We start from the raw sequence: 25373 nt of genomic DNA on the forward strand, positions 1-25373 counted from the left end.
AATTTTGATTATCATATGCTATTCAATTAAAGCCTAAATAAAATTAAGCTTGAATTATCATCTCTAAATTCTTTTTAAATTTGGTCTAAAAAATGTCCCAGCGCAGTTTACAACAATGGCTTACCCACATTGAGAGTTTTCATCCAGAGGAAATAGAGCTGGGGCTTGAAAGAATTAATCTAGTTGCAGAAAAACTCGACGTTAAGCAACAACAGGCTAAAGTGATTATTGTTGGTGGCACTAATGGTAAAGGTAGTGTTGTCGCAGCATTAGAAGCACTTGCCAGAATTAATCATTTAGCGGTTGCTTGTTATACTTCGCCGCATTTAATCAGATTTAATGAGCGCATTAGAATCGACGGTGATGACGTCAGTGATGAACAATTAGTCACTGCATTTGAGAAAATTGAATTAGTTCGGCAATCGCTGAATGTCGCGCTAACTTTTTTTGAATTCACCACACTTGCTGCATTGTGGATTGTTAAATTTCAGTATCCGCAAACAGCGTTACTGGTTTTAGAAGTCGGTCTTGGTGGTCGATTAGATGCAGTTAATTTGGTTTCTTCTAATGTATCGGTAATAACCACGGTTGCTAAAGATCATACTGCTTGGCTAGGAAGTACTTTATTTGAAATTGCGACCGAAAAAGCCGGAATTATTAAACACAATTGCCAAGCGTTAATTGGTGATCAGCCAACCTTCGACTTGGTAAGGCAGGTGTGTCACATTAAAGAAAGCCAATATCAGCAGTTACAACTTGTTTCTACGCCGAACGAACAAGAGCAGTTGCAGATTGATAATTCGCAATTCAATCCTTTTCAATTACTCGCGCAAAATGTTATGTTAGCTAAGCAGGCTTTTGAGTTGTTATTTGCCGATAAAAATAGCAGTCTTAGTGACTTTTTACCTAAAATAAAAATTCAAGGGCGTTTTCAAAGAATTTCTAATGGAATTACAACTCTTGTCGACGTAGCACATAATCCACAGGCGGTAACCAGGCTACTGAGTCAATTGAATTTAAGCCGTCAATCAGGTGAACTACCGGCGGGCAGAATTTTCGCAATTTGTGGAATGATGGCTGACAAGGCTATCGCCGAAGTTTTGCAGGTCTTAGATCCTTTTATTCATCAATGGATTTTTTGTGATTTAAATTTACCAAGAGCTATTTCATCAAAAGATTTATATGCGCTTTACGTAAAGCACCATATGCAAGAGCGTGCTAATCGTGCCCAAAGTGTGGCCGAAGCCTATCAGATGGTTTTAACTCAGGCAGATAAAAACGATTTAGTTCTGGTATTTGGTTCATTCATTACTGTTGCAGATATGATAAAATATTTTAGCAAGGTTGAATAAAATCAGATTAAAAAAGCATTGTGGCCTGATTGAATGAAAGACACCAGAATGGTATTGAGGGTAATGTGGAAAATAGTCTAAAACAACGAATTATTGGCGCTATAGTATTAATTGCCTTGGCCGTCATTTTTTTACCGTCCATTCTGAAAGAAAAAGAAAAGCAGGCGCCATTCCAGTCTCAAATTCCACCGAAGCCCGTAAAAATTGTTGAATATCAATTGACTGAACAAGCTAAACAGCAAAATCTGCAAGTAAAACAGCAACTTGATAGTTTAGTTAATCGAGAGGGACAAATTGCTAAACTTAAGCAAGAAGAGTTAGCTTCTGGTGATGATGGTACTTTATTGTCGACAGAACAAACCGCAACCTCGACCTCAACAAGTGAGCCACAAACAGAAAGCATCGGGGAGTCTAGGAAAAAGCCCATTTCTGACTCATCAGCTGATACCAACACAAGCCTGGCAGAAAAGATTCCAGCGACTACCGCGAATTTAAATTCAGCTTCAAGTAAACCGACTAGTCAGCAAAGTGCGCCTAAATCCAATAATTTTCAGCAATCTGGTTGGGTAATTCAGGTTGCAAGCTTTACCAGTGAGACAAACGCCAAGAATTTGGTGACAAAATTAAAAGCAGCAGAATTTAAAGCTTATCGACGAGTTTTTACCAATGCACAAGGAAAGTCTGTATATCGTGTATATACAGGCCCTTATGCTGAACAGGAACAAGCTAGCGGGCACTTGAAAACAATTGAAAAAATTACTCGAACAAAAGGATTAGTCAAAAGTTATGATCCACTAAAGCATTAGCGCGCCAAATTCACCCGATTTTTACATCGAGACTATTATGGCTGTCATATTTTTGTTAAAATCCACACAATTATTGAGGTGAGAGTATTCTATGCAGTGGGTTGACTGGGCAATCCTGATTATTATATGTATTTCCGCAGGTGTAAGTTTACTGCGAGGATTTGTCAGAGAAGCGCTCTCTTTAGCGGGTTGGATAGTGGCATTTTTTATAGCTAAAGGCTTTTATCAAGATGTCGCTTTATTACTCGAAGATCAAATTGATACACCAAGCCTTCGTTATGGTGTTGCCTGGGCAGCTTTATTTTTTATTACTCTGACCGTTACCGGATTGATTAATTATATCATCGGCAAATTGGTGGAAAAAGCTGGACTAAGTGGTATGGACCGTATTATGGGTATGGCATTTGGCGCACTACGTGGTATTTTAGTCGTTTCAGTTGCCGTCATTACCTTAAATGCCTTTACTTTGGTCCAGCAAGATCCTTGGTGGAAAAAATCTCGTTTAATTCCTCATGTTGAAATGATTGGTAATTGGTTCTACGATCATTTTAAAGACTCAATTCCAGATGTTAATCGAAAACTGACATCTGAACAGAATTCCTGACTTTTAACAAAGGCTATTTGAAATATGTGTGGTATTGTCGGTATCTATGGAACTACTCCTGTTAATCAAGGATTGTATGATGCGTTAACCGTGCTACAACACCGAGGCCAGGATGCCGCAGGTATCGTAACACTCAAAGACGGAAAAATGTTTTTACGCAAAGCCAATGGCTTGGTCAAAGATGTTTTTCATACACGTCATATGCGTCGTCTACAGGGAAATATTGGTGTTGGACATGTTCGTTATCCCACCGCAGGTTGTGCTAGCTCAGCAGAGGCGCAGCCGCTTTATGTTAATTCTCCTTATGGAATTGTATTAGCGCATAATGGAAATTTAACCAATCAGGATGATCTGAAAAAAGCACTCTATGAAACCGATAAGCGACATATTAATACCAGTTCTGATTCGGAAGTTTTATTAAATATATTTGCTCACGAATTGCAAAATTGCGCCGATGAACCTCTTTCGCCTGAAGCTATTTTTACCGCAGTTACTAACGTTTATAAACGTTGTCGTGGCGGTTATGTTGCGGTTGCCATGATTAATGATCACGGCATGATTTGTTTTAGAGATCCACACGGAATTCGCCCGGTTGTTTTTGGTAAGCGAGAAATTAATGGTAAAACTGAATACATGTTCGCCTCGGAAAGTGTCGCATTAGATGCGCTTGAGTTTCAACTCGTGCGTGATGTTTTGCCCGGCGAAGTGATTTATATTGATGCTCAAGGTGAATTACACACCAAGCGCTGTGTTACAGTTGATAATCCAGCCCCCTGTATTTTTGAATATGTCTATCTTGCGCGACCGGATTCGTTGATGGATGATATTTCTGTCTATCGTGCAAGGCTGCGAATGGGGGAAAAATTGGCTGATAAGATATTGCGCATTTGGCCTGATCACGATATCGATGTTGTTATTCCAATTCCAGATACATCGACCACCAGTGCAATGGAACTTGCTTTAAAACTTAATGTGAAACTACGCCATGGCTTTGTTAAAAATCGTTATATCGGTCGTACATTTATTATGCCTGGACAACAAATGCGTAAGAAATCGGTGAAACAAAAGCTTAATGCAATCGATCTTGAATTTAAGGACAAAAATGTTTTGTTGGTGGATGATTCTGTAGTGAGAGGCACTACCAGCCAACAAATTGTTGATATGGCACGTGAAGCAGGGGCGAAAAAGGTTTATTTTGCGTCGGCTGCACCTGCGGTGCGCTTTCCTAATGTATATGGTATTGATATGCCATCTGCACATGAACTTATTGCACATGGGCGGACGGATAAAGAAGTTGAAAAGTTAATCGGAGCCGATCGTTTAATTTATCAGGATTTGGATGATTTAGTTGAAACCTGCCGAGAGGGTAACCCACAAATTACTCAGTTTGATACTTCGGTATTTGATGGTAATTATATTACTGGTGATATTGATGAGGATTATTTACAAGCACTGGATAACAAACGCAATGATTTGGCGAAAAGTGCTAAGGTTATTGATGTCAATGAAGATGAAGACGAATCTGAACCGGCTGATGATATGATTATGGAATTACATAATGTTGGCGGGGCGTAGGTGCTTGCCAGGTTTGCAAAATGGATTTTAAATATTCGAGGCTGGCAAATCGTTGGTCAGCCTCCACAAGTTAATCATTACGTGATTATTGGTGCTCCCCATACCTCAAACTGGGATTTTTACTACTTTATTTTACTCAAATTTTATTTTCGTCTTAAAGTTAGCTTTTTTGGTAAACGCTCAATTTTCTTTTGGCCACTGGGTCCCCTGTTAGTAAGGTTAGGTGGGATACCAGTTGACCGTTCTAAAAGCCATAATTTAGTTGATGCTATCGTCAGTGAGTTTCAAAATAGTCAGCAATTGATCGTTGCTATAGCGCCAGAAGGGACGCGTGCCTATCGTGAGTATTGGAAGTCAGGGTTTTATCATATTGCGGTGCAAGCAGATGTGCCGGTTCAAATTTGTTTTATCGATAGTGCTAGGCAAGAAGTTGGATTTGGGCCGCTGATTCAATTATCAGGGAATATTGAGCAGGACTTAACAAAATTTAAAGCATTTTATCAAGACAAAAAAGGCATTAACCCTGCCTTTTTTGGTAAAATAGTATTCAAATCTGAAACTAATGAATTTCAAAGTCCTTGTGATTGACTTCACTTAGTTATTAACAGAATCATTCTAAAATACCGAAAATGTCAGGAATAGAGTTTTGCGTGTGGGTCTATATACAATAATCAGCATTATGCTATCCCTTTTATGCATCCTGTTTACGGGTAAAGTACATTCTAATGTACTCGATCACCGTTATGAAAAGGCTTATAAAGTACAGCATTTATCAATTGAGGATGGACTTTCACAAAGTGTTGTATGGGATACAATTCAAGATCAACAGGGTCACATATGGATTGCAACGGAAGATGGATTGAATCGTTTTAATGGTTACGACTTTACCATATTTGATAATCAGCAATTGAATAAACAATCTCTACACGAAAATCATATTTATAAGATTGTAGAGTTAGCAGGGCAAGGGCTTTGGCTTGGTACAAATAAAGGATTAAGCTTTTTTAATTTTCATGATGAGACATTTACAAGTTATCAACATATTCATGAAAATCTAAATATCCCTGTTATCTCTCTAAAATTAATGACTTCTGGTGATTTGGCAATTGGAACGGAAAATGGTTTATACATTTATAGCGCTGTTCGTAATTCTGCTGGACGTTTTGAAGGTTCAGTAAAAAAAATATTGGACGGAGTAGTTAATGGTATTGAACTCTATAAAGATTTAATGTGGGTTGCTACAAAAGAATGTGTGTATTCTTACGATGAGAAAAGCAACAAATTACAAGATATTTGTGACGAAGAATTTCTTCAGTATATAGATAATGAAAGGATCACAACATTGGAAGTTAAGTTTGATAATATTTGGATAGGCACGATTTCAGGACTTATTCGCTACGATATTACTAAAGATAACTTCGAAAAGTACACTCACCAAAAAGATAATCCGAACTCTTTAACTGCTGATTGGGTTCAGACAATGGATTTTGATTCAAATGGAAATCTTTGGATCGGAACAATTGACGGTTTAACGGTATATAATTTCTATGATGATACTTTCTTTCAATATAAAAGAAAGACTTTCAATATCGAAGGATTGGTTTCCAACGATATTTTGAGTTTATTTGTTGATAATAATAATTTAATCTGGCTCGGCACATATGGTTCAGGTTTAGACATTTTTAACACAGAAGAAACCTTGTTTAAGCGCCTGATAAGCAAGTCTGACGTAGCTACCTATAATATTTCTAATTCAATATTTTCAATGGTTAAAGATCAGGAAGATTTTCTTTGGTTAACGACATATGGTGGGAATATTATCAAATTGGACATGATGACGGGTAATATTTCGCGCCCAGTAATTGATATATTGGGAGAATCATATGCCGACACTGATTTTAGTCAAGCATTAAATATTGATACGCAAAATCGACTATGGATAGGAACAAATAAAGGAATTAATATTATTGATTTAAATACTGAATCAGAAGTTTCTCTTAAGTTGTATAGAAATGAAATACCAGTTGATTTCAGAGATATGGTGGAGACTATTTATTTTGATCACAGTAATCAGTTATGGATCGGCACTATGGAGGGAGGGGCTTTTCAATTAACACCAATTATTTCCTTACAGAATGAGTTGTCTTATGAGATTAAAAATTTAAATCCTGAACTTCCATACATTTATCGAGATTTACCATTACAAATAAAGTCAATCTTAGAAACGCGAGATGGTAATCTTTGGTTCGGTTCCTTGAATGGACTATTAATGTATTCTAAAGCACAAGAAAAATGGTTTCATTTTGAAAATCAACCGAATAATCCACAATCAATATCTAATAGTGAAATTTTAACCATATTTGAAGATAGCCGCGGTATATTATGGGTAGGTACATCAAATGGACTGAACAAAGTTAATCGTGATAATGAAGAGGAAATTTATTTTGATAGAATCACCAAAGAAGATGGCCTGCCAAACAATGTTATCTATAGCATTCTCGAAGATGAAGCGAAACAATTGTGGTTATCGACAAATCTGGGGATAGTCAAATTTTCAAGCTTTACTGAAACCATGAAGTCTTTTAGAGCTAATGATGGGCTTTCAAGTGATGAGTTTAATCTTTTCAGTAGTTATATTGATGAATATGGTATTTTATATTTTGGAAGTATTAATGGTGTAACCGTTATTGATCCAACAGTAAAAAGAAAGAGTGCTCAAGGACGAAAACTTATGTTAACGAATGTTGTTGTTGGCAATAATAATATTAATGTTTATCCCTTAAATGAATCTGATTTGCCTGAGTTGATCAAGACGCAAGATGACGCAGTCATAAAAATTTCGGTGGCAAACCTTTATTACCGAAGTCTGAATTTACCACAATATCGCTATCGTGTGCTTGGTCTTGACGATAATTGGATATATTTAAATAAGGATCGAACAATTACTTTTGCGGGCTTGCAAGAAGGTGAATACTTTATTGATGTTCAATCACGTGTTGGTGACTCTCCGTGGAGCGAAGCGTCTTTGAGAATAAAGTTAAATGTTCACTTTGACTTCTTTTATAGTAGAAGTTTTGTTTATCTGGTTTTATTACTAATAATGTGCATATTTTTAACCGCGATTTATTGGGTTAGAAAATATTATGAAAATAAAATTCACCGATACCAGGGGCTTGTTAAGGTGGAAGGTATACGTCTAAAAGAGGCTAAAAAACAAAACTCGGCATTGAAAGTTGAGTTAGAAAATAAATTAGATGAAATTGGCTTAATGAGTGCCCAGATTTCTGATACTGCGCTGAAATTGCAAAGCCATCAGTTTAGAGATGGACTAAGTGGTTTTTATCGATACCAGAATATCGCAAGAATGTTAGGTAATCATAAAGAAGAAAATATAAAAATTAATTTGATTCTCATATTTCATTTATCTGATCTTAAGGTAATTGAACAAGAACTAGGTAAAATTGCAGGCGCTGAAATTATTAGCCATATTGCTATTCAGTTGAGACAGAAATGTCCCTCTAATGTTCATATCTGTGCGCTTGATGATGAGAGCTTTATTATTTTAGGTTATTCAACTCGAGACAACCAACTGGTTGAAACCCTAACTAATTTACGAAAAAAATTACTCTATAGTAAAATTCCAGTTGCAAATGATCGACGAGTGCAAATTAATATTAATATTACTTATTTAGAAATTTATGAAGATGAGATTAAAAATATTGTTTTGCTTAACAATATTGCTGACGCAGTGATTTATATTCATCAACATGAGTCGGATAAGTCACTATCGAATATTATTCGCATTGAATTAGCACAAATGGTCGACACACTTCAAGATGTTGATATGACTAATCAAATTGAACATTTTGTAGAAAATCATATTATCAGTATTAATCACATAGAATAGGTTTGTCTTTCTCGATGAAATTACATAATTCCACACGGGTTTTATTCATATTTGGATTTTGGATTGGTTGGATAAACACTCTGGCCGCTAATCAGCCTGATCAGGCATTAATTGAATTTGAATCAATCATTTCACCTGAAGTTGCTAATGCGGGTATGGTAGTTACTCAGGAATCAAGAGCTACTGATATAGGAGTAGAAATACTATCACAAGGTGGTAATGCGGTTGATGCTGCGGTTGCGGTAGGTTTTGCTTTAGCTGTTACGTTACCGCGAGCGGGAAATATTGGTGGTGGTGGATTTATGTTAATTTATGATAGTAAACAGCGGAAGGTTGACGCACTGGATTATCGGGAAATGGCACCTCTTCGAGCAACACGGGATATGTTTTTAAATAAAAATTCACAGGCTGATAATAAAAAATCTCGTTACTCTACGCTATCTGCCGGTGTACCTGGCACAGTAGCCGGACTAGTCGCTGCCCATAAAAAATATGGCCGTTTACCATTTAAGCAATTGGTTGCTCCTGCGATCAAACTGGCAAATTCATTACCAATGAGCTTTGCAATGGCTCAGTCTTTAAACATGAAGCACGATCGATTATCGAGTGATGTTGAAAGTCGAAAAATTTTTATTAAATCTGATGGCTCAAACTGGAAACTGGGTGATAGCATTCGACAACAAGACTTAGCTAAAACGCTGACACGCATAGCGGACTCAAATGGCAAAGATTTTTATCAAGGAAAAATTGCACAACAAATAGCAAATTATTTTGCTGCTAATGATGGAATAATTACAACTAAAGATCTTGCAAATTACCATGTAGTATGGCGTCAACCTGTTACGACTCAATTGGATGACATGCAGATATTTTCAATGCCACCACCCAGTTCTGGTGGAATCCATTTGATCCAATTGCTCAATATTGTACGCCATTTTCCGTTGGCTCAATACGGTATGAACTCTGCCAATGAAGTACATGTTAAAGCTGAGGCTTTGAAGTATGCTTATGCTGATCGCAGCAAGTATCTCGGCGATCCCGACTTTGTTAATGTACCCGTTAACAGACTGACAAGTGAAAAATATGCAAAACTGATTGCTCAAAAGATCTCACTTCAAAAGGTAACACCATCGGTACAAATTAAGCCTGGTCAATATTTTGATCAAGAAAGTCCGCAAACTACTCACTTTTCAATTATTGATAAAGATGGCAATATTGTCTCCAATACATACACGCTTAACTTTAGTTTTGGTTCTGGAAAAACAATTGCTAATACTGGCATATTGCTCAATAATCAAATGGATGACTTTTCAGCTAAACCGGGATCGCCTAATGGTTATGGGCTGATTGGCGGGAATGCAAACGCTATAGAAGCTGGTAAGCGCCCTTTAAGTTCTATGACGCCTGTAATTGTTACCAAAAATAATAAGCCCTGGTTAGTGACTGGTAGCCCAGGCGGCAGTCGCATTATTTCTACCGTTTTTAATTTTTTACTTAACCGAATTATCCATCAAAAAAATATTGCTGAGGCGACAATAGCGCCGAGGCTACATCATCAGTGGTTTCCTGACAAATTACAACTTGAATCAGGTTTTTCAATTGATACAATTGAAAGATTAAAGCAAAAGGGATTACCCGTTTCCATTAGAAATCCTTGGGGGAGTTTGCAAAGTATTGAATACGATGGAAAATACTTTTATGGATTCAGTGATACTAGACGCCCAGGTGCATTAGCAAAAGGTCTCAATCAATAGCGATTTTATTGTAAAAAAGCGACTTGACCGTCGCTTTTTTACGTTCAACATGGTTAGTCTTTTTTTATCACTGTTTGCTCTGAATCAATTATCACTTGTTCGTGCTTATCAAGTTTTTTAATGAAAACTTTGACATCTTCATGTTCGCCACTCTTAAGCAATTTCGTATTTTTAGCATCTGATAAGTCACCTGTCATTATCTCTTTGCTGATAAATACGAGTTGTTTATCACTAAAATTAATTGGCTTATTTATACCTGCTGCACGAAATGCATCGCGAATAATTTGCTGTTGGTTTTCATCCAGCTTTACACCGCTGATATTGACTGAATCACTAAGTTTTTCAATTAGCGGCGCCGTTCGCTGGATTCGCGCACTTAAATCGGCACCAATTGCAGGAATGCTGATAGTTTCTCCATCAATAGATATCTGGTATTCGCCGTTTGATTGATTAATCGTGATGTTTTTCCCGGACTGTGTCTGCAAAGTTTTTGAATCGCCATCAGCTAACTCTGGGAGTGAAAAGCTTTCTACCTGACCATCGAGTTTTAACTCAACATCACGACTGTTTTCTGTTGATTTTTCTATTTTTATAACAACATGCTGTTCTTTTTCATCAGCAATTGTTGAGAAGCTAGTAGCGAATAATGCTGCCATCAGAATAGAGAGTGGCGTTTGGAATATTTTTTTCATTGTGGCTCCTAAATGAATACCTAAAATTTATACGTTTAGCGTTATAGTGCCTAATACGATAAAGCTCAAATATAAAAACAAAAATTACTTTAAACGGCAGCGCCATGGGGAAGGGCTTTTATGAGATCAAAATGAATAGTTTCGATAATAAAAGCTAAGCTGCCGATAATATCTATTCAAAGTTAATGCCAATTTTGGCTAAATTTTTTATTGCTGATGTTCTCTGTAAAATAAGGCTTGTTTGGCCTATATATTCTCGCTAACCCTTTTAAAATTCTCGTACATCTAAATAGATAGTGTTATTTAAGATTAATGCCTTTTAATATTGACACTTTTTAAAATGGATATATTCCCTATATAAGGATGTTGGTCCCGATTTAAGGAGTTCGATTTAATAAACTCGATTTAGAATCCGTCTTATATCAACAGATACTATATTTTTCGAGGCGATACAAAAATGCTTTGTAGTTCAATCCAAGTAATTTAGCAGCTTGAGTTTTATTGTTGTTACAGTAAGCCAGCGACTGGAGTAAGCAGTCTTTCTCATGATCTTCCCAGTTAAGTCCGTTTTCAGGTAATAGATAGGAAGATGATTGATTAGGTTTCTCAAATTCAAGGCCGCTGATTTCTTCGACTGAAATTATTTCTTCGCTGGATAATAATACGCTCCTTTCTATTATATTTTTTAGCTCTCTAACATTTCCAGGCCAGTGATAAGACAATAATAATTTAATGGCCGGTTTGGATAATTGTCTGATTAGAATGTTGTTCTCGTCACAACACTGCTGAATAAAATGCTCGATTAAAGGTAAAATATCTTCAGGTCGATTTCGCAATGGAGGAATAGTCACGGGAATTACATTTAAGCGATAATAAAGATCTTCGCGAAAATTACCTTTTTCAATTTCAAGTATTAAATTTCGATTAGTTGCTGATACAACTCTAACATCGAGCTTTTGTTGTGCTGTGGAGCCGACTCGATTAATGGTGCCTTCTTGCAAAAAGCGTAATAATTTACTTTGCATCAATAAAGGCAATTCACCGATTTCATCTAGAAAAATTGTCCCGCCATTAGCCGCTTCTAACACCCCTGGTCGGTTGCGGGTTGCACCAGTAAAGGCACCTTTTTCCACACCGAACAATTCTGATTCAGCTAAAGATTCAGGGATAGCTGCACAGTTGACAGGGATAAACGCACTATTACTCCGACTAGATAATTGGTGGATAGCTCGGGCAGCAAGTTCTTTACCTGTGCCACTTTCACCATTAATCATAATGGTTGCGTTAGTTGGTGCCGCCTTTTCTATACGCTGAAATAATTGATTCATTAGTGGGGATCGTCCAATAATATCAACCAGTTGTTTGCGTTGCTTGAGCTGCTGCTTGAGTGTCTGGTTTTCTCGTTCGACTGATTGGGCATATAGTTGCTTTTTAATAGTGAAAAGTAGGGTGGTCTTATCGAAGGGCTTTAGTAAGTAATCATCGGCGCCTGCCCTGATGGTTGCAATAGCATGAGAGGCATCGCCATGAGCGGTGATTAAAATGAAACTACTCAGTGGACTGTATTGTTTCAACGTATTTAAAACATCTACACCGTCAACGCCGGGTAATTTCCAATCTGAAATAACAATATCGAATGTTTGCTGCTGAATTAATTTGATGCCTTGTTCACCATTACCGACATCACTGACCTGATAGTGCTGTTCAATTAAAATGGATTTGAGTATTTGACGTTGTTCCGTTTCATCTTCAATGAGTAAAATATTGATCTTTTGTGTGGAGTTCACTCATTTAACCTCGATTATTTAAGGTGACAGTTAATATACAGCCTTTGGGGCTTAGGTTGTTGATAGTAATTTCCCCCTGATATTGATTACGAATTATTTTTTGTGCTAAATATAATCCCATTCCTGCACCGTAAGTTTTATTGGTATTATGAGGGGTAAATAAATTATCGAGTATAGGTTTGGAAAAACCAGGACCTTGGTCTGTGATGGTAATAATTGCTTGATTATTATTCATTTTCAGAGCAATTGCAATTTCACCACTATCCGGTGATGCTTCAATAGCGTTGACAATTAAACTCTGAAATAAGCTTTTTAATTCGGTTTGAATTGCCTGGATTTTATAATCAGTTTGCTGATCTAAATTTAACTGAATTTGAACCCGTTTAGTATTATTGGTTAATTGTTCTTGGATAATATCGGCTAATAGTTGATTTAATTGAACGGTGGTAATTGGCGAAGCATCATTATTCATCATATCCATTAATGAACGAATCCAATTGTCAATACGACGAATCTGATTTTTAGCGAGCTTGGCTAATTTAGTTCGATCTGCTTGTAGTGTTGCGTTTTCTAGTTGATCAATTGCCAGATTTAGTGTGTTAAGTGGGTTGCGAATTGTATGTGCCAGGCTTTTTGATATTTCTGATAGTTCTGCTAGGTAGGCTTGATTTTGTAAGTGAGTATTTTGAATTTGCAAGGATTCTATTTGTTTTGACATTTGATTAAATGAATCGATTGTTTGTAAAATCTCTTTGCTATGCCAGTAGGGTTCTTTTTTGATTTGAATACCAAAATTTCCTTTTCCTATTTTGGTTGAAGCGCTCTGTAGACCCTTTAATGGGCGTGCAATCTTTTGGGTAAAATAGATAGATAAAATAATACCAATTAAAAGCAAAATGACGGTTGAATAAAAAACTTTCTGAGAAAATTTATCTAAAGCGATATCGATTCCTGTTCTTGGTATGGGAATTTTATAATCGAAACCATCGGCATTAAATAAAAGATAATTATCTTCTTGTTCGTTTTTTAATTGAATCGTAACATCTTCACGCACTTGAGTAAGAATTTGTTGTAATTGTTGGCTTGCTAATTGATTGTGCTCGACTGAGTTTGTTGATTTTAATTCAATAGAATGAATTTCGATTTTTGGCTGTTTAAATATAAGTGTTTCCGCGGTAGAGCGACTTACCTCAAATGCAGACTTTCCAATTTTACTTGAAATGTCATGTGTAAAATTAGTAATAGACCACCATTGAATTAATAGAATAGAAGTTAACAACAAAGTTATAAAGATTAAGCTGGCTTTTCTAAATGACATCATAATATTTTAATTAATTGCTAATATTGTGCATAAAGCAGAAATTATGCCAATGTGGGCAGGTTTGATTATTTCTTGGATTATCAGCTAGTTTTATTGGTGTTAACTTTTAATTTAGCATAGCAGAATAACCTATGGTTAAAAAGATAACAAAATTGCGCAAAATATCTTATCAAACTAGCGAAATAACAGTTGCATTGATTCTATTCGTGCCAACCATTGATGCATACAATGCTAGTCTCAAATCCATCGGCTCACATGCGCTTAAAGTCAGATTAAAATCGACTAAAGTGTCTGATAAAACAGCTCCCGTCTGGGTAATCTAATTTACAGTAGAAGGAATTGTAAGCTCAAAAGCGTGGCTAGTGCTGAAGCACTTATATATTACCCTTGATGCCAGTGAACAATCAGCAAGGTAATTAAGCCAATACACAAGCCTAATGATTCCCAGCGAAAGATAATCTGATTAAAAGTAACTTTTAATTTATCGATAAAGCTCGACCGGTTAATTTGAATGTGTTGATGCTGAGTGGAGTTGTGTTGGTGACTTTGCGAATGTGTGTGATTGTGGCTATTATTATTACTATGGCTATGAGCACCTTTAGAATCATGATTATCATTGTGGCTGTGCTTATAATCAAGCGCATGATTAGATTGCTCAGTCTCATTATTATCGTGATTTTGATTTGGTATAGGCTCGTGATCATTGTGTAGTTCACTGGTGTGCATACAGCCGTCCGCATGTGGCTTATAAATGACGACATGCAGCAACGAACCACTGACAAATGATTGAATAATTGCAAATAGCTGAAACTCCTGCAAAACAACAATATATTGAGCAAGAAAATAACCCGCAAAGGTTGTTAAGCCCATCATTAAAATAGTCAGTAATGCATATCTTTCCCCTAATAAAGGGCGAAGTAGCCACCAGATAGTCAGCCCCACCGGAAGGCGGTGCAGTATAATGGCCAGTGACATGCCTTTAGTTGGGGTTGTGCTCAACCCTTGAAGTACTGCACCCTCAATGAGTGCATGTATTAACAACCCACCAATTCCCAAATAAATAGTTAGCTTATGGGTCGTATCGGCTGCATTTTGAAAGGTTCGCTCAATTAGGGTGGGGCCTGCGAAACCGATAATCGCTAAGAGAAGTGAATACAACCCTATATCATAATAGGCGTTGGGCAAAATCTCTAACAGTATAGTACCTGCAACGACCGATAGAATTATGCCGCTGACAATTTTATCGGTACGTCTTAAAGGACCGAATGTCTGATAGACCAGCGGGCCGACACATAATGAGAAAAAACTGGCAAATAATGCGATCATTAAATTAATTTACCTGGATTTAACAGGTTTTTGGGATCCAGAGATTGTTTAATTGAGCGCATTAACCGAATTTCAGATTCAGAGCGAGAAAAATTTAAATAGTCTCGTTTTAATAATCCAACGCCATGTTCTGCAGAAATACTACCATTAAATGAAGCTAAAATTTTAAAAATATCAGGGTTAGCTTCTGCACAGGTTTGCTTGAATTGTTCAAGTGCCATGGCTGCTGGTTTTAAAATATTTAAATGCAAATTACCATCACCAATGTGACCAAACCAAATGGTCTCAAATTCAGGGTAGTGGGACTTTACAAAATCATCAACCGCAGTTAAAAACTCACCGACTTTTGATGGCGTAACTGCAATATCGTTTTTATAGGGCGGATAATGAGAAATGGACTCTGAAATACCTTCGCGGTATTGCCATAACTCTTCTGCCTGCTGGTTTGATTGACTAATCAATCCATCATCTAGCCAACCATTTTCGGCCGCATATTCAAATGCCATTAGCGCTTCATCGGTGGTCGCTTCAGAAACGGTTTCAAATTCGATAAGAACATAGTATTCGCTGGCGGCTTCAAACGGTGCTTTTAATTGCCGATGTTCAAGCACTTTATCGAGTGCAGCTTGCGAAAAAAACTCGAACGCCATAAGATCAATTTTTGATTGAAAATATTCCAGTATATTTGACACATTGGCCAGTTCGCTAACGGCTAATAACATAACTGAAGGTTCTTTGGGAGGCGTCGTTAAGCGCATTATTGCTTCTGTTATGATACCTAACGTACCTTCACTGCCAATGAAAAGGTGTCTTAAATCGTACCCCGTGGCGTTTTTAATTAGCCCATGATTTAACCGCATAATTTCACCTGTTGCAGTAACCACTGTTAACCCGGTGACCCAGTCGCGGGTTAATCCATATCTTAAAACTTTTATGCCACCCGCATTCGTTGCAATGTTGCCTCCAATCTGACTGGAACCACTGGAAGCAAAATCGACAGGGTAATAGAGGTTTTGCTCAGTAGCAAAATTTTGTAATTGCTCGGTAATAACACCTGCACCGCAAGTTACGGTGCGGTCTACTGCATTAAAATGTGAAATCTGATTTATCCGCTCTAATGATAATACCAGCTCTTTATTGGTGGCAACGGCTCCGCCGCTCAATCCCGTTCTGCCGCCAGAAGGAACCACCGCAATACTATTTTGGGCGCATAATTTGACAACAGCGGCAACTTCTTCCGTTGAGGCTGGTCTGACAACTATTAGCGGATCCGCTTGGTAGAGTTTGCTCCAATCTTGTCCATAAGTGAGTAAATCTTCTTGTTCCGTTAAAACGTATTGTTCGCCAACAATTACTTTTAACTGTTCGGTGAAATCTGACATGGAAAGATCGCCTTTAATGGTTGCTGATAAATAATTTTAATACAGTTTAAACTGAGCTTTTATCGCTACAGAATAAAATGTGTCTATAGCCAGAGGAGGTTGCGTATTTTGAACGGGTTCACCGTAAGGTTCAAGTCCGGCAATCAGATTTTGTCACTTTAAAGGCATAATGTCAGTTTTGAAAATGATGATTGACTTGTTAACTAAGCAAAAAATTAAATTGCGGTTATAGATGCTGATTTATTTTGTAAAGATTACGGCCCACTTACCATTAACGAAAATCAAAATTGCTTCTTAATTATAAACACACCGATTTGATCATATAAAAGTAAGACTGACTTAAGGAGTAGATTATTAATAATATATTAAATTGATATTCTAAGAATAATAAAGGTTTTGTTGATAAGATTTATTGTAATGATAAGAAGTTTTCAGAGATAAATTGATAGTAACGACATGGTGGGCGCTAGTGGGCTCGAACCACTGACCCTCGCCTTGTAAGGGCGATGCTCTCCCAACTGAGCTAAGCGCCCATGTCGTCAACAGGGGCGCATTCTAGTGACAAAATTATTACTCGTCAACTATTAAATTAATTATTTTTTTAAACAGACAATTTGATAAACTATTCAGCTATGAAGATAAACCTGAAAAGTGAAAATTTTAAATGTCAGTAAAAACCAGATTTGCACCATCTCCAACCGGGTATCTCCATGTGGGAGGCGCGCGCACAGCTTTGTATTCCTGGTTACATGCAAAAGCCAATAGTGGTCAGTTTGTATTACGAATCGAAGATACCGATTTAGAACGTTCCACACCTGAAGCTGTTCAGGCAATTATGGATGGAATGGAATGGCTTTCGCTAGACTGGAATGAAGGTCCCTATTTTCAAACCAAGCGCTTTGATCGTTATGCTGAAGTGATTGAGCAATTGATAGCCCAGGGAGATGCTTATCCTTGCTTTTGTAGTAAACAGCGCTTAGATGATTTGCGAGAACAACAAATGGCAAATAAGGAAAAGCCTCGATATGACGGAAAATGTCGACATTTAGCGCCAGAGTCTATTGATTTATCTCAAGACCATGTCATCCGCTTTAAAAATCCGCAGGAGGGAGCTGTGACCTTTGATGATGTGGTGAAGGGACCTATCACTATCGCAAATGCCGAACTGGATGATTTGATTATTGCCAGAACAGATGGTTCTCCCACTTATAATTTTACGGTGGTAGTTGATGATATGGATATGCAGATTACCCAGGTTATTCGAGGTGATGACCATATTAATAACACGCCCCGGCAAATCAATATTTTCAAAGCGTTGAATGCGAATATCCCACAATATGGGCACGTACCGATGATACTTGGTGATGACGGTAAAAAATTATCTAAAAGGCATGGTGCTGTGAGCGTGATGCAGTATCGAGATGATGGATATTTACCTCAAGCGGTATTGAACTATCTCGTTCGATTGGGTTGGTCACACGGTGATCAGGAAATATTCAGCGTTGCTCAAATGATAGAACTATTTGATATTAATAATATCAATAAAGCCCCTTCGGCTTTTAACACCCAAAAATTAAACTGGTTGAATCAAACCTATATCAAGCAGTTACCACTTGATGTACTGTTACCACATTTGCAATGGCATTTAAACAAAGCCAATTTAAATTTACAGGATGGTCCTGCAATAGGTGAATTAATTCCAGAATTTGCCGAAAGAATACAAACACTGGTTGAATTAGTTGAAGTGATACGACCTTACTATAGTGACTTTGATAAGTTTGATGAAGGCGCTGCCAAAAAACATTTGCGTCCCGTTGCTCTGGAAGCGTTGGTTTGCGTAAAACAGAAATTTGAAGCGTTAGCAGATTGGCAGCCAGAATTAATTCAACAAGCAATTGATGCAACAGTCAGTGAGTTAGAAATCGGTATGGGAAAAGTGGGTATGCCATTGCGCGTTGCCGTAACAGGGGCTGGTATGTCGCCGGCTTTAGATCTAACGCTTAAGTGGATTGGTAAAGACCGTGCGTTGCAGCGAATTGAATTTGCAATTAAATTTATACAAGAAAGATCGAAAACTAGTGGGTAAATCGTACAGGTATTGTCTATGCTTGGAGTAGGACAAATATGAATTTGGTTAGGAATTTATTATATATTTGTTTGAGTATGTTTGCGCCGTTTTTAATAGGCGCAAATCATATTCAAATACTAACATCTAAGCCACAGCAAGGTAGTATGATTGTTGGTAAGCTGATATCGGGCGAACGCGTTTATTTTGATAAACGAGAGTTGGTTTTAAACGATAAAAAGCTTTTTGTCTTTGGAGTGGGTCGAGAAGCTCCCGAAGAGATCAGTCTGACGATTATCGCAAATAACCAGCAAGTTAACATTCCAATAAAAATCAAACAACGACAGTGGAAAATTGAGCGGGTAGATGGATTACCCCCCGCAAAAGTCAATCCAAAGTCTGCGGAAACGATACAAAGAATTCGCCAGGAAGCAGGTTTAGTGCGCCAGGCTCGCAGTCAAATGAGTCGCTTAGAACTATTTGATGATGCCTTCATTTTGCCTGCGAAAGGGCGTATTTCTGGATACTATGGTAGTCAAAGAGTACTCAACGGAGAACCTAAGCGCCCGCATTACGGGTTAGATATTGCAAATAAAACCGGCACACCGGTTTTAGCTGCGCTTGGTGGTAAAATTACTCTGGTGCATCATGATATGTTCTATTCGGGGGGGACTTTGATAATCGATCATGGGTATGGTATCAGTTCAACTTATATCCACCTCAATTCAATCGATGTGCAAGAAGGCGATATAGTTAAACAAGGGCAACAGGTTGGTACAATTGGGGCAACGGGGAGGGCTACCGGACCACACTTGGATTGGCGAGTAAACTGGTTTGATACCAGACTCGATCCACAATTACTCATTAACGAATTGAACAATTAACTGGTAGGTTTAAAGTGCTAAGTTATTTAGAAGTTTCTGATGGTTTTATACAACTTTCAAAACAAGCGCATTTGGCTGAGTACGAGCAGTGGCAGCAATTGCCCAATCAAGTTCAGTTAAAAATGCATGATGTTGGTGTGTTAGAAGTCAAGCCGCGCCTGAAATCAAATAAAGCTTTGATTATATCGTGTGGCGTACACGGTAATGAAACCGCACCAATTGAAATTGTGTCGTCTCAAATTAGTGATATTGTTCGCGGTGTTATTGAGCCTAGAGTGAACCTGTTATATGTTTTAGGTAATCCAGAATCAATGAAACTTGGAAAGCGGTTTGTTGCGATTAACATGAATCGGTTATTCGCTGGTGCGTATAATAATTATCCACTAGATGAAGAAAATGAGTATGAACTTAACCGCGCACAGCAGTTAGAAAATTATGTGAGTGACTTTTTCACTCAGTCTCATGTTGAGTCAAGAACTCATCTTGATTTGCACACAGCTATTAAACCTTCTTATCACCAAACTTTTGCGATAAGACCGCTCAAGGAAAATAAAAGTCGGCTAAATGATAAAAATCGACGCTTTTTATTAGCGATGGGAATGGAGGCTGTATTACAACATAATAAACCATCGACCACTTTTTCATATTATTCAAGTCAAGCATTTGCCGCAGAGGCTTACACGTTGGAATTGGGTAAAGTTAAACCCTTTGGCGAAAATAATCCGCAAGATTTTGCTGACGCCATTTATTGCTTAAACTGTATCGTTCAACAAAATGATATTGTTGCACATGATCCGCAAAAGTTAATCGAATATAAAGTTGTTGCCGAAATTATTCGGCACAGTGAGTTTTTTAAGTTTTATATCAATGAAGAAGTTGAAAACTTTACCCCATACCCTCAAGGTTATTTAATTGCTGAAGATTTTGATTATAACTATCGCGTGGCATATTCTGAAGAATCGGTGGTTTTTCCTAATCCTGATATACCTATTGGCCAACGTGCTGCGGTCATGGTCACTAAAGTTACTGAATAGCTAACCGGCTAATCTGTGAAACTGGTCGGGTTTGTTAGCGGGAATTAAATTAATATAACAGGGATGTAGGCGAATAATAATGATGGATACTTATGAAACGATATTATTGGTGGTTGTTAGTCGGGGCAATCACCTTAAGCACCCATTTGCAAAGTGCTCAACTTGACAAGAATGATACATCTGATGCACGTGAACTAAATGATAACAAATCAGTTGATATTAATTTTGATAGTATTGCAGTATTTGGTATAGATAGTAACCCATTGGGGTTATCTGATGAACTTGAATTTGAAGACGAAACCTTTGCGCTGGCTGGGTTTTATTCAAACAGCCAGCTATTTGATTGGGTATTTTGGGACATTAGTGTTGAAAAGGCCCAATACTTTGATGATGCTCGTATAGATTGGTTTACCTATTGGGCCGATGTGAAATTGGCACATGATTTTTCTATCAAAACGGTTCCATTTGCCTTCGAGTTAGGCGGAAAAACTCAGCATTTTGATGAGACTTATGTGGATACTCGAACGGGAAGGATTGCGGTTTATCAAGAACAATCCATTGCTGATCGTTTTGACAGAGACGTTGAAGCATACTACTTTCAGCTGTCTTATCCAATGAGCACTCGTGGCCATATTGGACTCACTTATTCTGAACAAAAAAATGATTACCAAGATTACGCAATTGATGAACTTGATAATCTTGATAATGATGAAGTAACGACGCAACTGAGTTTCGTTTTCTATCCGGCTCAATTCAGTGAGTTTTATCTAAATTTCAGTGAAACGAAGCGGGAATATTTAATGAGACAAGATAGGGATTTAGCTGGCGAATTAATAGCCGAAACCGTATTACAATTTCATGATTATATAACAGATATTGGATTTAGGTATTTACCCAGTGAGCGAAATCAATGGCAATTTGGATTTAGTTATACCAACCGTTCATCACAAGGTACGCAATATTATGATTCTCAGCGAGGGCAATTATTTATTGAAGGCGAGTTTAATCTTGCTGACTTTCATCGACTCAAAACTCGACTTGATTATCAGACCTTTTTCTATGATGAAAGTTTAGGCCAGACGATGGCTTATTTTGAAAAAGATGATATCGATCGTCATGGTGCGACATTATCAATAGAATACACACTAACCCTTGCGACGTTACTTGATTCACATTTATCATTTTATGGTCGTTTGAGTGCGAGCCAGTTTGAAAGTAACGATAGACGCTATGCTTTCGAGCGCCAGCAAATAATGGCAGGCTTTCGTTGGTACTTAAAATAGTTCGATTCGGATAGTTCGACTAAAATAGAAGGTGACAATGACGCTGCGACAATTAATTGAATATCTATCAGCCAAGCCTGGCGCAAAAGATAGTTTTCCATTTGGTCCTAAAGTTCGGGTTTTTAAAGTTTGCCATAAAATGTTTGGGTTAATTGCTGAAGATGAAAACCCACCAAGGATTAATTTAAAATGCGATCCCGATCAAGCTGTCGCTCTGCGTGATATGTTTGATGCCGTATTACCCGGATACCACATGAACAAGAAACACTGGAATACAGTTATTCTGGATGACAGTATTCCACAAGGCGAGATTGAAAGTATGATTGACCATTCCTACCAATTAATTGTTGATAATTTCACTAAACAACAAAAGCTTGAGTTACAAAAGGAAATAGAAGACGCCGAGTAGATATTTTTTAACTTGGTATTTCTCTAGAGTACTATTTTTTATGTGGATAAATACGGGCTTCGCCTTGTGGTCGTGTTCTAAATCTTTGGTGAAGCCACATGTAATCTTCCGGATTTTCTCGTAAATAGTTTTCTAGATATTGATTGATTCGAGTTGCATCCTCAATCTCATTTTCTCCAGGAAAATTTTCCAGAGGGGGATGAATTTCGATCGAAATATTGTGTCCATCCTGGCTTCTTTTTTGCGTCATTGGAATGACCATTGCACCGCTTAATTTAGCGAATTTAGTGGTTGCCGTAATCGTTGATGCCGCAGTCCCAAAGAATGGGACAAAGACTGAAGATTTTTTTGAGCCATAATTTTGGTCAGTGGCATACCATACGATTTTATTATTTTTTAGTGCTTTAACTGTAGCACGTATATCACTTTGTTTGAGCAGCTGCCGCACATGTTTTAATCTACCTCGGCACATTAGTTTTTCAGTTAGTGGGCTTTTATTGGGTTTATACATGGCGCAAATCGGGTAATGTTTTGCCAGTAGTGAACCACCAATTTCTAAGCTGGTTAAATGGAAGCTAAGTAAAATAATTCCTCGTTGCTCAGCTATCGCATCATCCAGATACTGTTGTCCAGAAATAGTGTAATGCTGTTGATATTGTTGTAACGAAGTAAACCAACAGGTTGCTGTTTCCAGCATGCCTAACGCCGTTAAATAAAAATTTTCTTTAAGTAACTTTTCTCGCGCTTCTTCAGATTTCTCTGGAAAGCAGAGTTTTAGATTAATTTGTGCAATATTTCGACGGCGCTTACCAAAACGCAACATAAATGAAGCAATCACTCTTGCAAGTTGATTTTTTAAGCGGAATGGTAGCTGGGCGATTAGCCAGGTTAAGGCAAAACCAATCAATGGCAACCAATATTTTGGCCTAAGTACAAAATAACTAAAACTTAAACTTGATGGTTCACTTGTTTTCATACGTTTGTGTAGCGTTACCAAATTATAAGTTAAATTAGTTGCTGAATTAGCGCCGTGATTAAGCTAGCTTACTGTCAGCAACGTGATAATCCGGATCTTCAATAACATTGACTTCAACTAAGTCACCTGCATTTTTCAATAGCTGTTTGCACTCTGGACTTAAATGGCGATAGTGGAGTGTTTTACCACGTCGCTGATACCGCTCTGCCAGCGTATCGAGTGCTTCAATGGCAGAGTGGTCATAAACTCTCGCTTGCGCAAAATCAACAATAATATCCTCTGGGTCGGTTTGCGGCGAAAAGATATCCTGAAAGTTTTGAATTGAACCAAAAAATAATGGACCATGCATCAAATAAATTTTCGAACCATTTTCGTTCACTGATTTTTTTGCATAGATATTTTTCGCTTGTTTCCAAGCAAAGACTAAAGCTGAAACAATAACACCAACAACAACAGCAATTGCCAAATCAGCTAATACGGTAACGCCTGATACCAATATAATCACGATAGCATCAGATTTAGGTACCTTATTAATCATGTTGATACTCGCCCATTCAAAAGTACCTAAAACTACCATAAACATTACGCCAACCAGTGCTGCCAGTGGAATTTGCTCTATTAAACTTGAGCCAACCAATATAAAGAAAAGTAATGACAATGCTGCCGTAATACCAGAGAGTCGGCCACGTCCACCAGCATTAATATTGATCATACTCTGACCAATCATTGCGCAACCGCCCATCGCACCGAAAAATCCACATACAAAGTTGGCAGAACCTTGTCCGATGCATTCTCGGTTTCCCTGACCACGGGTTTCGGTCATTTCATCGATGAGTGACAAGGTCAATAAAGATTCAATCAGGCCAATTGCAGCTAATATTAACGCATAAGGAAAGATAATACTCAAGGTCTCGAGAGTCATGGGAACTTGTGGTATTGAAAAACTCGGTAACCCAGCCGCGAGGGTGGCATCTGGATTACCTGATTCGCCACGTACAAAATCAATGACATTTGGTATAGGGGCATCTAACCAGATAACCAGTCCCGAAACAATCAGAATAGCAGCTAATGAAGCCGGGATTGCTTTAGTTATTTTCGGCAAAAAGTGAATAATAGCCATAGTCAGGGCGACCATGCCGATCATCCAGTAGAGCATTTCACCACTCATCCACTGCTTCTCACCAAGCTGATTAACGACTTCAAACTGTCCCAGTTGAGCAAGAAAAATAACGATTGCCAAGCCATTTACAAACCCTAACATTACGGGGTAGGGTACCATTCTGATAAACATACCCAGTTTAAATACGCCTGCGAGTATTTGCAAAATGCCGGTAAGTACCACTGCAGCAAATAAATACTGCGCGCCATGCTCGGCTACCAAACCAACCATAACTACCGCCATAGCGCCTGTTGCGCCCGAGATCATACCAGGACGACCGCCAATGGTGGCCGTTAATAAACCAACAAAAAAAGCGGCATATAAGCCAACCATTGGGTCCACACCCGCTACAAAAGCGAAGGCTACAGCTTCAGGTACTAATGCTAATGCAACAGTTAATCCGGAAAGCAGATCATTCTTGATACTATAATTTGAGCGAGAGATTAAATTAAACACGGAATTACTTCTGGCTGGTTAAGGCAAAGCCGCGAATACTACACGACCAGAACTGTCTGTCAATCGATATCCAGAAATTATATTTTGGGTAGCTAAGCTATTTTGTTGAATAAATAGTAAACAGTTATTTAATTCGATTAATTTGATATTTATTTAATGAGGTAAATGAATTTTTGAATATCTCATAACGAGAAATAAGAAAAATTCTTATATCTTAATAAGTTATATTCAAAACTTATAAATTACTTTAATCCTAAAATGAAATTGCAATTGATTATTTTATTTTAATAGCAAAATTTTATTGGCATAAACTAATCTATCATTCTAAGGTCTAATTAGGGCGCTTACAGGAAACTGTGAGTACCCCGAGATACCAACAGTGACGTTGGTACTTTTGTAACATTCAAGACAGAGGTAACTGCATATATGAAAAGACAGAAACGCGATCGATTTGAAAGAGCCCATAGTAAAGGTTATTATGCAGCGATAAACGGCAAATCTAGTGAAGAATGTCCGTTTACATCGCTTGAAGCAAGGGAGCATTGGCTCGGCGGATGGCGGGAAGCTAAAACAGAAATGGGAAAAGGATATTTCACTTAGT

General features: G+C 37.7%; 20 protein-coding genes, 1 tRNA gene and 1 pseudogene. 14 read left to right on the forward strand and 8 right to left on the reverse strand.

Translation table 11 applies throughout. The features are described 5' to 3' along the window. The first annotated feature begins 92 nt into the window (after window positions 1–92). The 8 genes and pseudogenes from ABVT42_RS06220 (at window position 93) to ggt (ending at window position 9998) form a co-directional block, all read left to right on the forward strand. Entirely contained in the window at window positions 93–1352 is a 1260-nt protein-coding gene (locus ABVT42_RS06220) for a bifunctional folylpolyglutamate synthase/dihydrofolate synthase (RefSeq protein ID WP_353896193.1), read from the forward strand. A 29-nt stretch (window positions 1353–1381) separates the two neighbouring features. After that, entirely contained in the window at window positions 1382–2158 is a 777-nt protein-coding gene (locus ABVT42_RS06225; protein WP_353896192.1) for an SPOR domain-containing protein, read from the forward strand. A 91-nt stretch (window positions 2159–2249) separates the two neighbouring features. Further along, window positions 2250–2762 (forward strand): CvpA family protein, encoded by a 513-nt coding sequence (locus ABVT42_RS06230; protein WP_353896191.1) that lies wholly within the window; start codon window positions 2250–2252, stop codon window positions 2760–2762. 24 nt (window positions 2763–2786) lie between these two features. Beyond that, entirely contained in the window at window positions 2787–4337 is a 1551-nt protein-coding gene (gene purF, locus ABVT42_RS06235; protein ID WP_353896190.1) for an amidophosphoribosyltransferase, read from the forward strand. Further along, window positions 4338–4925, forward strand: coding sequence for a lysophospholipid acyltransferase family protein (locus tag ABVT42_RS06240; protein WP_353896189.1), 588 nt, complete (start codon window positions 4338–4340; stop codon window positions 4923–4925). A gap of 91 nt (window positions 4926–5016) precedes the next feature. Next, window positions 5017–5184: pseudogene (locus ABVT42_RS06245) on the forward strand (hypothetical protein); the annotation flags it as partial. Window positions 5185–5244: 60 nt separating this feature from the next. After that, entirely contained in the window at window positions 5245–8244 is a 3000-nt protein-coding gene (locus ABVT42_RS06250) for a ligand-binding sensor domain-containing protein (protein ID WP_367023541.1), read from the forward strand. Between the two features lie 14 nt (window positions 8245–8258). Further along, window positions 8259–9998 carry a gamma-glutamyltransferase gene (gene ggt, locus ABVT42_RS06255; protein ID WP_353896188.1) on the forward strand — a complete coding sequence of 580 codons (1740 nt, stop codon included), beginning with the start codon at window positions 8259–8261 and terminating at the stop codon, window positions 9996–9998. 53 nt (window positions 9999–10051) lie between these two features. Here ggt and ABVT42_RS06260 read toward each other — a convergent pair whose 3' ends face one another. The 6 genes from ABVT42_RS06260 to ABVT42_RS06285 form a co-directional block, all read right to left on the reverse strand. After that, window positions 10052–10690 carry a hypothetical protein gene (locus tag ABVT42_RS06260; protein WP_353896187.1) on the reverse strand — a complete coding sequence of 213 codons (639 nt, stop codon included), beginning with the start codon at window positions 10688–10690 and terminating at the stop codon, window positions 10052–10054. A 422-nt stretch (window positions 10691–11112) separates the two neighbouring features. Then, complete coding sequence (locus ABVT42_RS06265) at window positions 11113–12477, reverse strand: sigma-54-dependent transcriptional regulator (protein ID WP_353896186.1); 1365 nt, start codon at window positions 12475–12477, stop codon at window positions 11113–11115. Between the two features lie 4 nt (window positions 12478–12481). Beyond that, window positions 12482–13795 carry a HAMP domain-containing sensor histidine kinase gene (locus ABVT42_RS06270; protein WP_367023526.1) on the reverse strand — a complete coding sequence of 438 codons (1314 nt, stop codon included), beginning with the start codon at window positions 13793–13795 and terminating at the stop codon, window positions 12482–12484. A 384-nt stretch (window positions 13796–14179) separates the two neighbouring features. Then, window positions 14180–15124 (reverse strand): ZIP family metal transporter, encoded by a 945-nt coding sequence (locus ABVT42_RS06275; RefSeq protein WP_353896184.1) that lies wholly within the window; start codon window positions 15122–15124, stop codon window positions 14180–14182. Next, window positions 15124–16506, reverse strand: coding sequence for an FAD-binding oxidoreductase (locus ABVT42_RS06280; RefSeq protein ID WP_417281473.1), 1383 nt, complete (start codon window positions 16504–16506; stop codon window positions 15124–15126). Before ABVT42_RS06280 ends, ABVT42_RS06275 begins: the two co-directional genes overlap by 1 nt. Before the next feature lie 457 nt (window positions 16507–16963). After that, window positions 16964–17039: transfer RNA gene (locus ABVT42_RS06285), tRNA-Val, on the reverse strand. Window positions 17040–17170: 131 nt separating this feature from the next. On the opposite strand from ABVT42_RS06285, the gene gltX reads away from it, so the two are divergent. The 5 genes from gltX (at window position 17171) to ABVT42_RS06310 (ending at window position 22181) form a co-directional block, all read left to right on the forward strand. Then, window positions 17171–18592, forward strand: coding sequence for a glutamate--tRNA ligase (gene gltX, locus ABVT42_RS06290; protein WP_353896183.1), 1422 nt, complete (start codon window positions 17171–17173; stop codon window positions 18590–18592). Between the two features lie 38 nt (window positions 18593–18630). Further along, window positions 18631–19455 carry a M23 family metallopeptidase gene (locus ABVT42_RS06295; RefSeq protein WP_353896182.1) on the forward strand — a complete coding sequence of 275 codons (825 nt, stop codon included), beginning with the start codon at window positions 18631–18633 and terminating at the stop codon, window positions 19453–19455. Between the two features lie 14 nt (window positions 19456–19469). Then, complete coding sequence (astE, locus tag ABVT42_RS06300; protein WP_353896181.1) at window positions 19470–20489, forward strand: succinylglutamate desuccinylase; 1020 nt, start codon at window positions 19470–19472, stop codon at window positions 20487–20489. A 92-nt stretch (window positions 20490–20581) separates the two neighbouring features. Continuing rightward, entirely contained in the window at window positions 20582–21772 is a 1191-nt protein-coding gene (locus tag ABVT42_RS06305; RefSeq protein ID WP_353896180.1) for a hypothetical protein, read from the forward strand. A gap of 37 nt (window positions 21773–21809) precedes the next feature. Beyond that, window positions 21810–22181 (forward strand): MmcQ/YjbR family DNA-binding protein, encoded by a 372-nt coding sequence (locus ABVT42_RS06310; RefSeq protein ID WP_353896179.1) that lies wholly within the window; start codon window positions 21810–21812, stop codon window positions 22179–22181. A 31-nt stretch (window positions 22182–22212) separates the two neighbouring features. Here the strand turns inward: ABVT42_RS06310 and lpxL are convergent, their stop codons facing one another. Then, window positions 22213–23157, reverse strand: coding sequence for an LpxL/LpxP family Kdo(2)-lipid IV(A) lauroyl/palmitoleoyl acyltransferase (gene lpxL / locus ABVT42_RS06315; protein WP_353896178.1), 945 nt, complete (start codon window positions 23155–23157; stop codon window positions 22213–22215). A 58-nt stretch (window positions 23158–23215) separates the two neighbouring features. Further along, window positions 23216–24772 (reverse strand): SulP family inorganic anion transporter, encoded by a 1557-nt coding sequence (locus ABVT42_RS06320; RefSeq protein ID WP_353896177.1) that lies wholly within the window; start codon window positions 24770–24772, stop codon window positions 23216–23218. Between the two features lie 426 nt (window positions 24773–25198). On the opposite strand from ABVT42_RS06320, the gene rmf reads away from it, so the two are divergent. Further along, window positions 25199–25372 carry a ribosome modulation factor gene (gene rmf / locus ABVT42_RS06325; protein ID WP_353896176.1) on the forward strand — a complete coding sequence of 58 codons (174 nt, stop codon included), beginning with the start codon at window positions 25199–25201 and terminating at the stop codon, window positions 25370–25372. Window position 25373: the final 1 nt, after the last annotated feature.

It is taken from the genome of Aliikangiella maris (genome assembly GCF_040719265.1).
Taxonomy (GTDB): domain Bacteria; phylum Pseudomonadota; class Gammaproteobacteria; order Enterobacterales; family Kangiellaceae; genus Aliikangiella; species Aliikangiella maris.

Coding starts and splice junctions, on each gene's coding strand:
- ABVT42_RS06220 (WP_353896193.1), top strand. CDS start 93: ATGTCCCAGCGCAGTTTACAACAATGGCTTACCCACATTGAGAGTTTT.
- ABVT42_RS06230 (WP_353896191.1), top strand. CDS start 2,250: ATGCAGTGGGTTGACTGGGCAATCCTGATTATTATATGTATTTCCGCA.
- purF (WP_353896190.1), top strand. CDS start 2,787: ATGTGTGGTATTGTCGGTATCTATGGAACTACTCCTGTTAATCAAGGA.
- ggt (WP_353896188.1), top strand. CDS start 8,259: ATGAAATTACATAATTCCACACGGGTTTTATTCATATTTGGATTTTGG.
- ABVT42_RS06260 (WP_353896187.1), bottom strand. CDS start 10,690: ATGAAAAAAATATTCCAAACGCCACTCTCTATTCTGATGGCAGCATTA.
- ABVT42_RS06270 (WP_367023526.1), bottom strand. CDS start 13,795: ATGTCATTTAGAAAAGCCAGCTTAATCTTTATAACTTTGTTGTTAACT.
- ABVT42_RS06275 (WP_353896184.1), bottom strand. CDS start 15,124: ATGATCGCATTATTTGCCAGTTTTTTCTCATTATGTGTCGGCCCGCTG.
- ABVT42_RS06280 (WP_417281473.1), bottom strand. CDS start 16,506: ATGTCAGATTTCACCGAACAGTTAAAAGTAATTGTTGGCGAACAATAC.
- gltX (WP_353896183.1), top strand. CDS start 17,171: ATGTCAGTAAAAACCAGATTTGCACCATCTCCAACCGGGTATCTCCAT.
- ABVT42_RS06295 (WP_353896182.1), top strand. CDS start 18,631: ATGAATTTGGTTAGGAATTTATTATATATTTGTTTGAGTATGTTTGCG.
- ABVT42_RS06305 (WP_353896180.1), top strand. CDS start 20,582: ATGAAACGATATTATTGGTGGTTGTTAGTCGGGGCAATCACCTTAAGC.
- ABVT42_RS06310 (WP_353896179.1), top strand. CDS start 21,810: ATGACGCTGCGACAATTAATTGAATATCTATCAGCCAAGCCTGGCGCA.
- lpxL (WP_353896178.1), bottom strand. CDS start 23,157: ATGAAAACAAGTGAACCATCAAGTTTAAGTTTTAGTTATTTTGTACTT.
- rmf (WP_353896176.1), top strand. CDS start 25,199: ATGAAAAGACAGAAACGCGATCGATTTGAAAGAGCCCATAGTAAAGGT.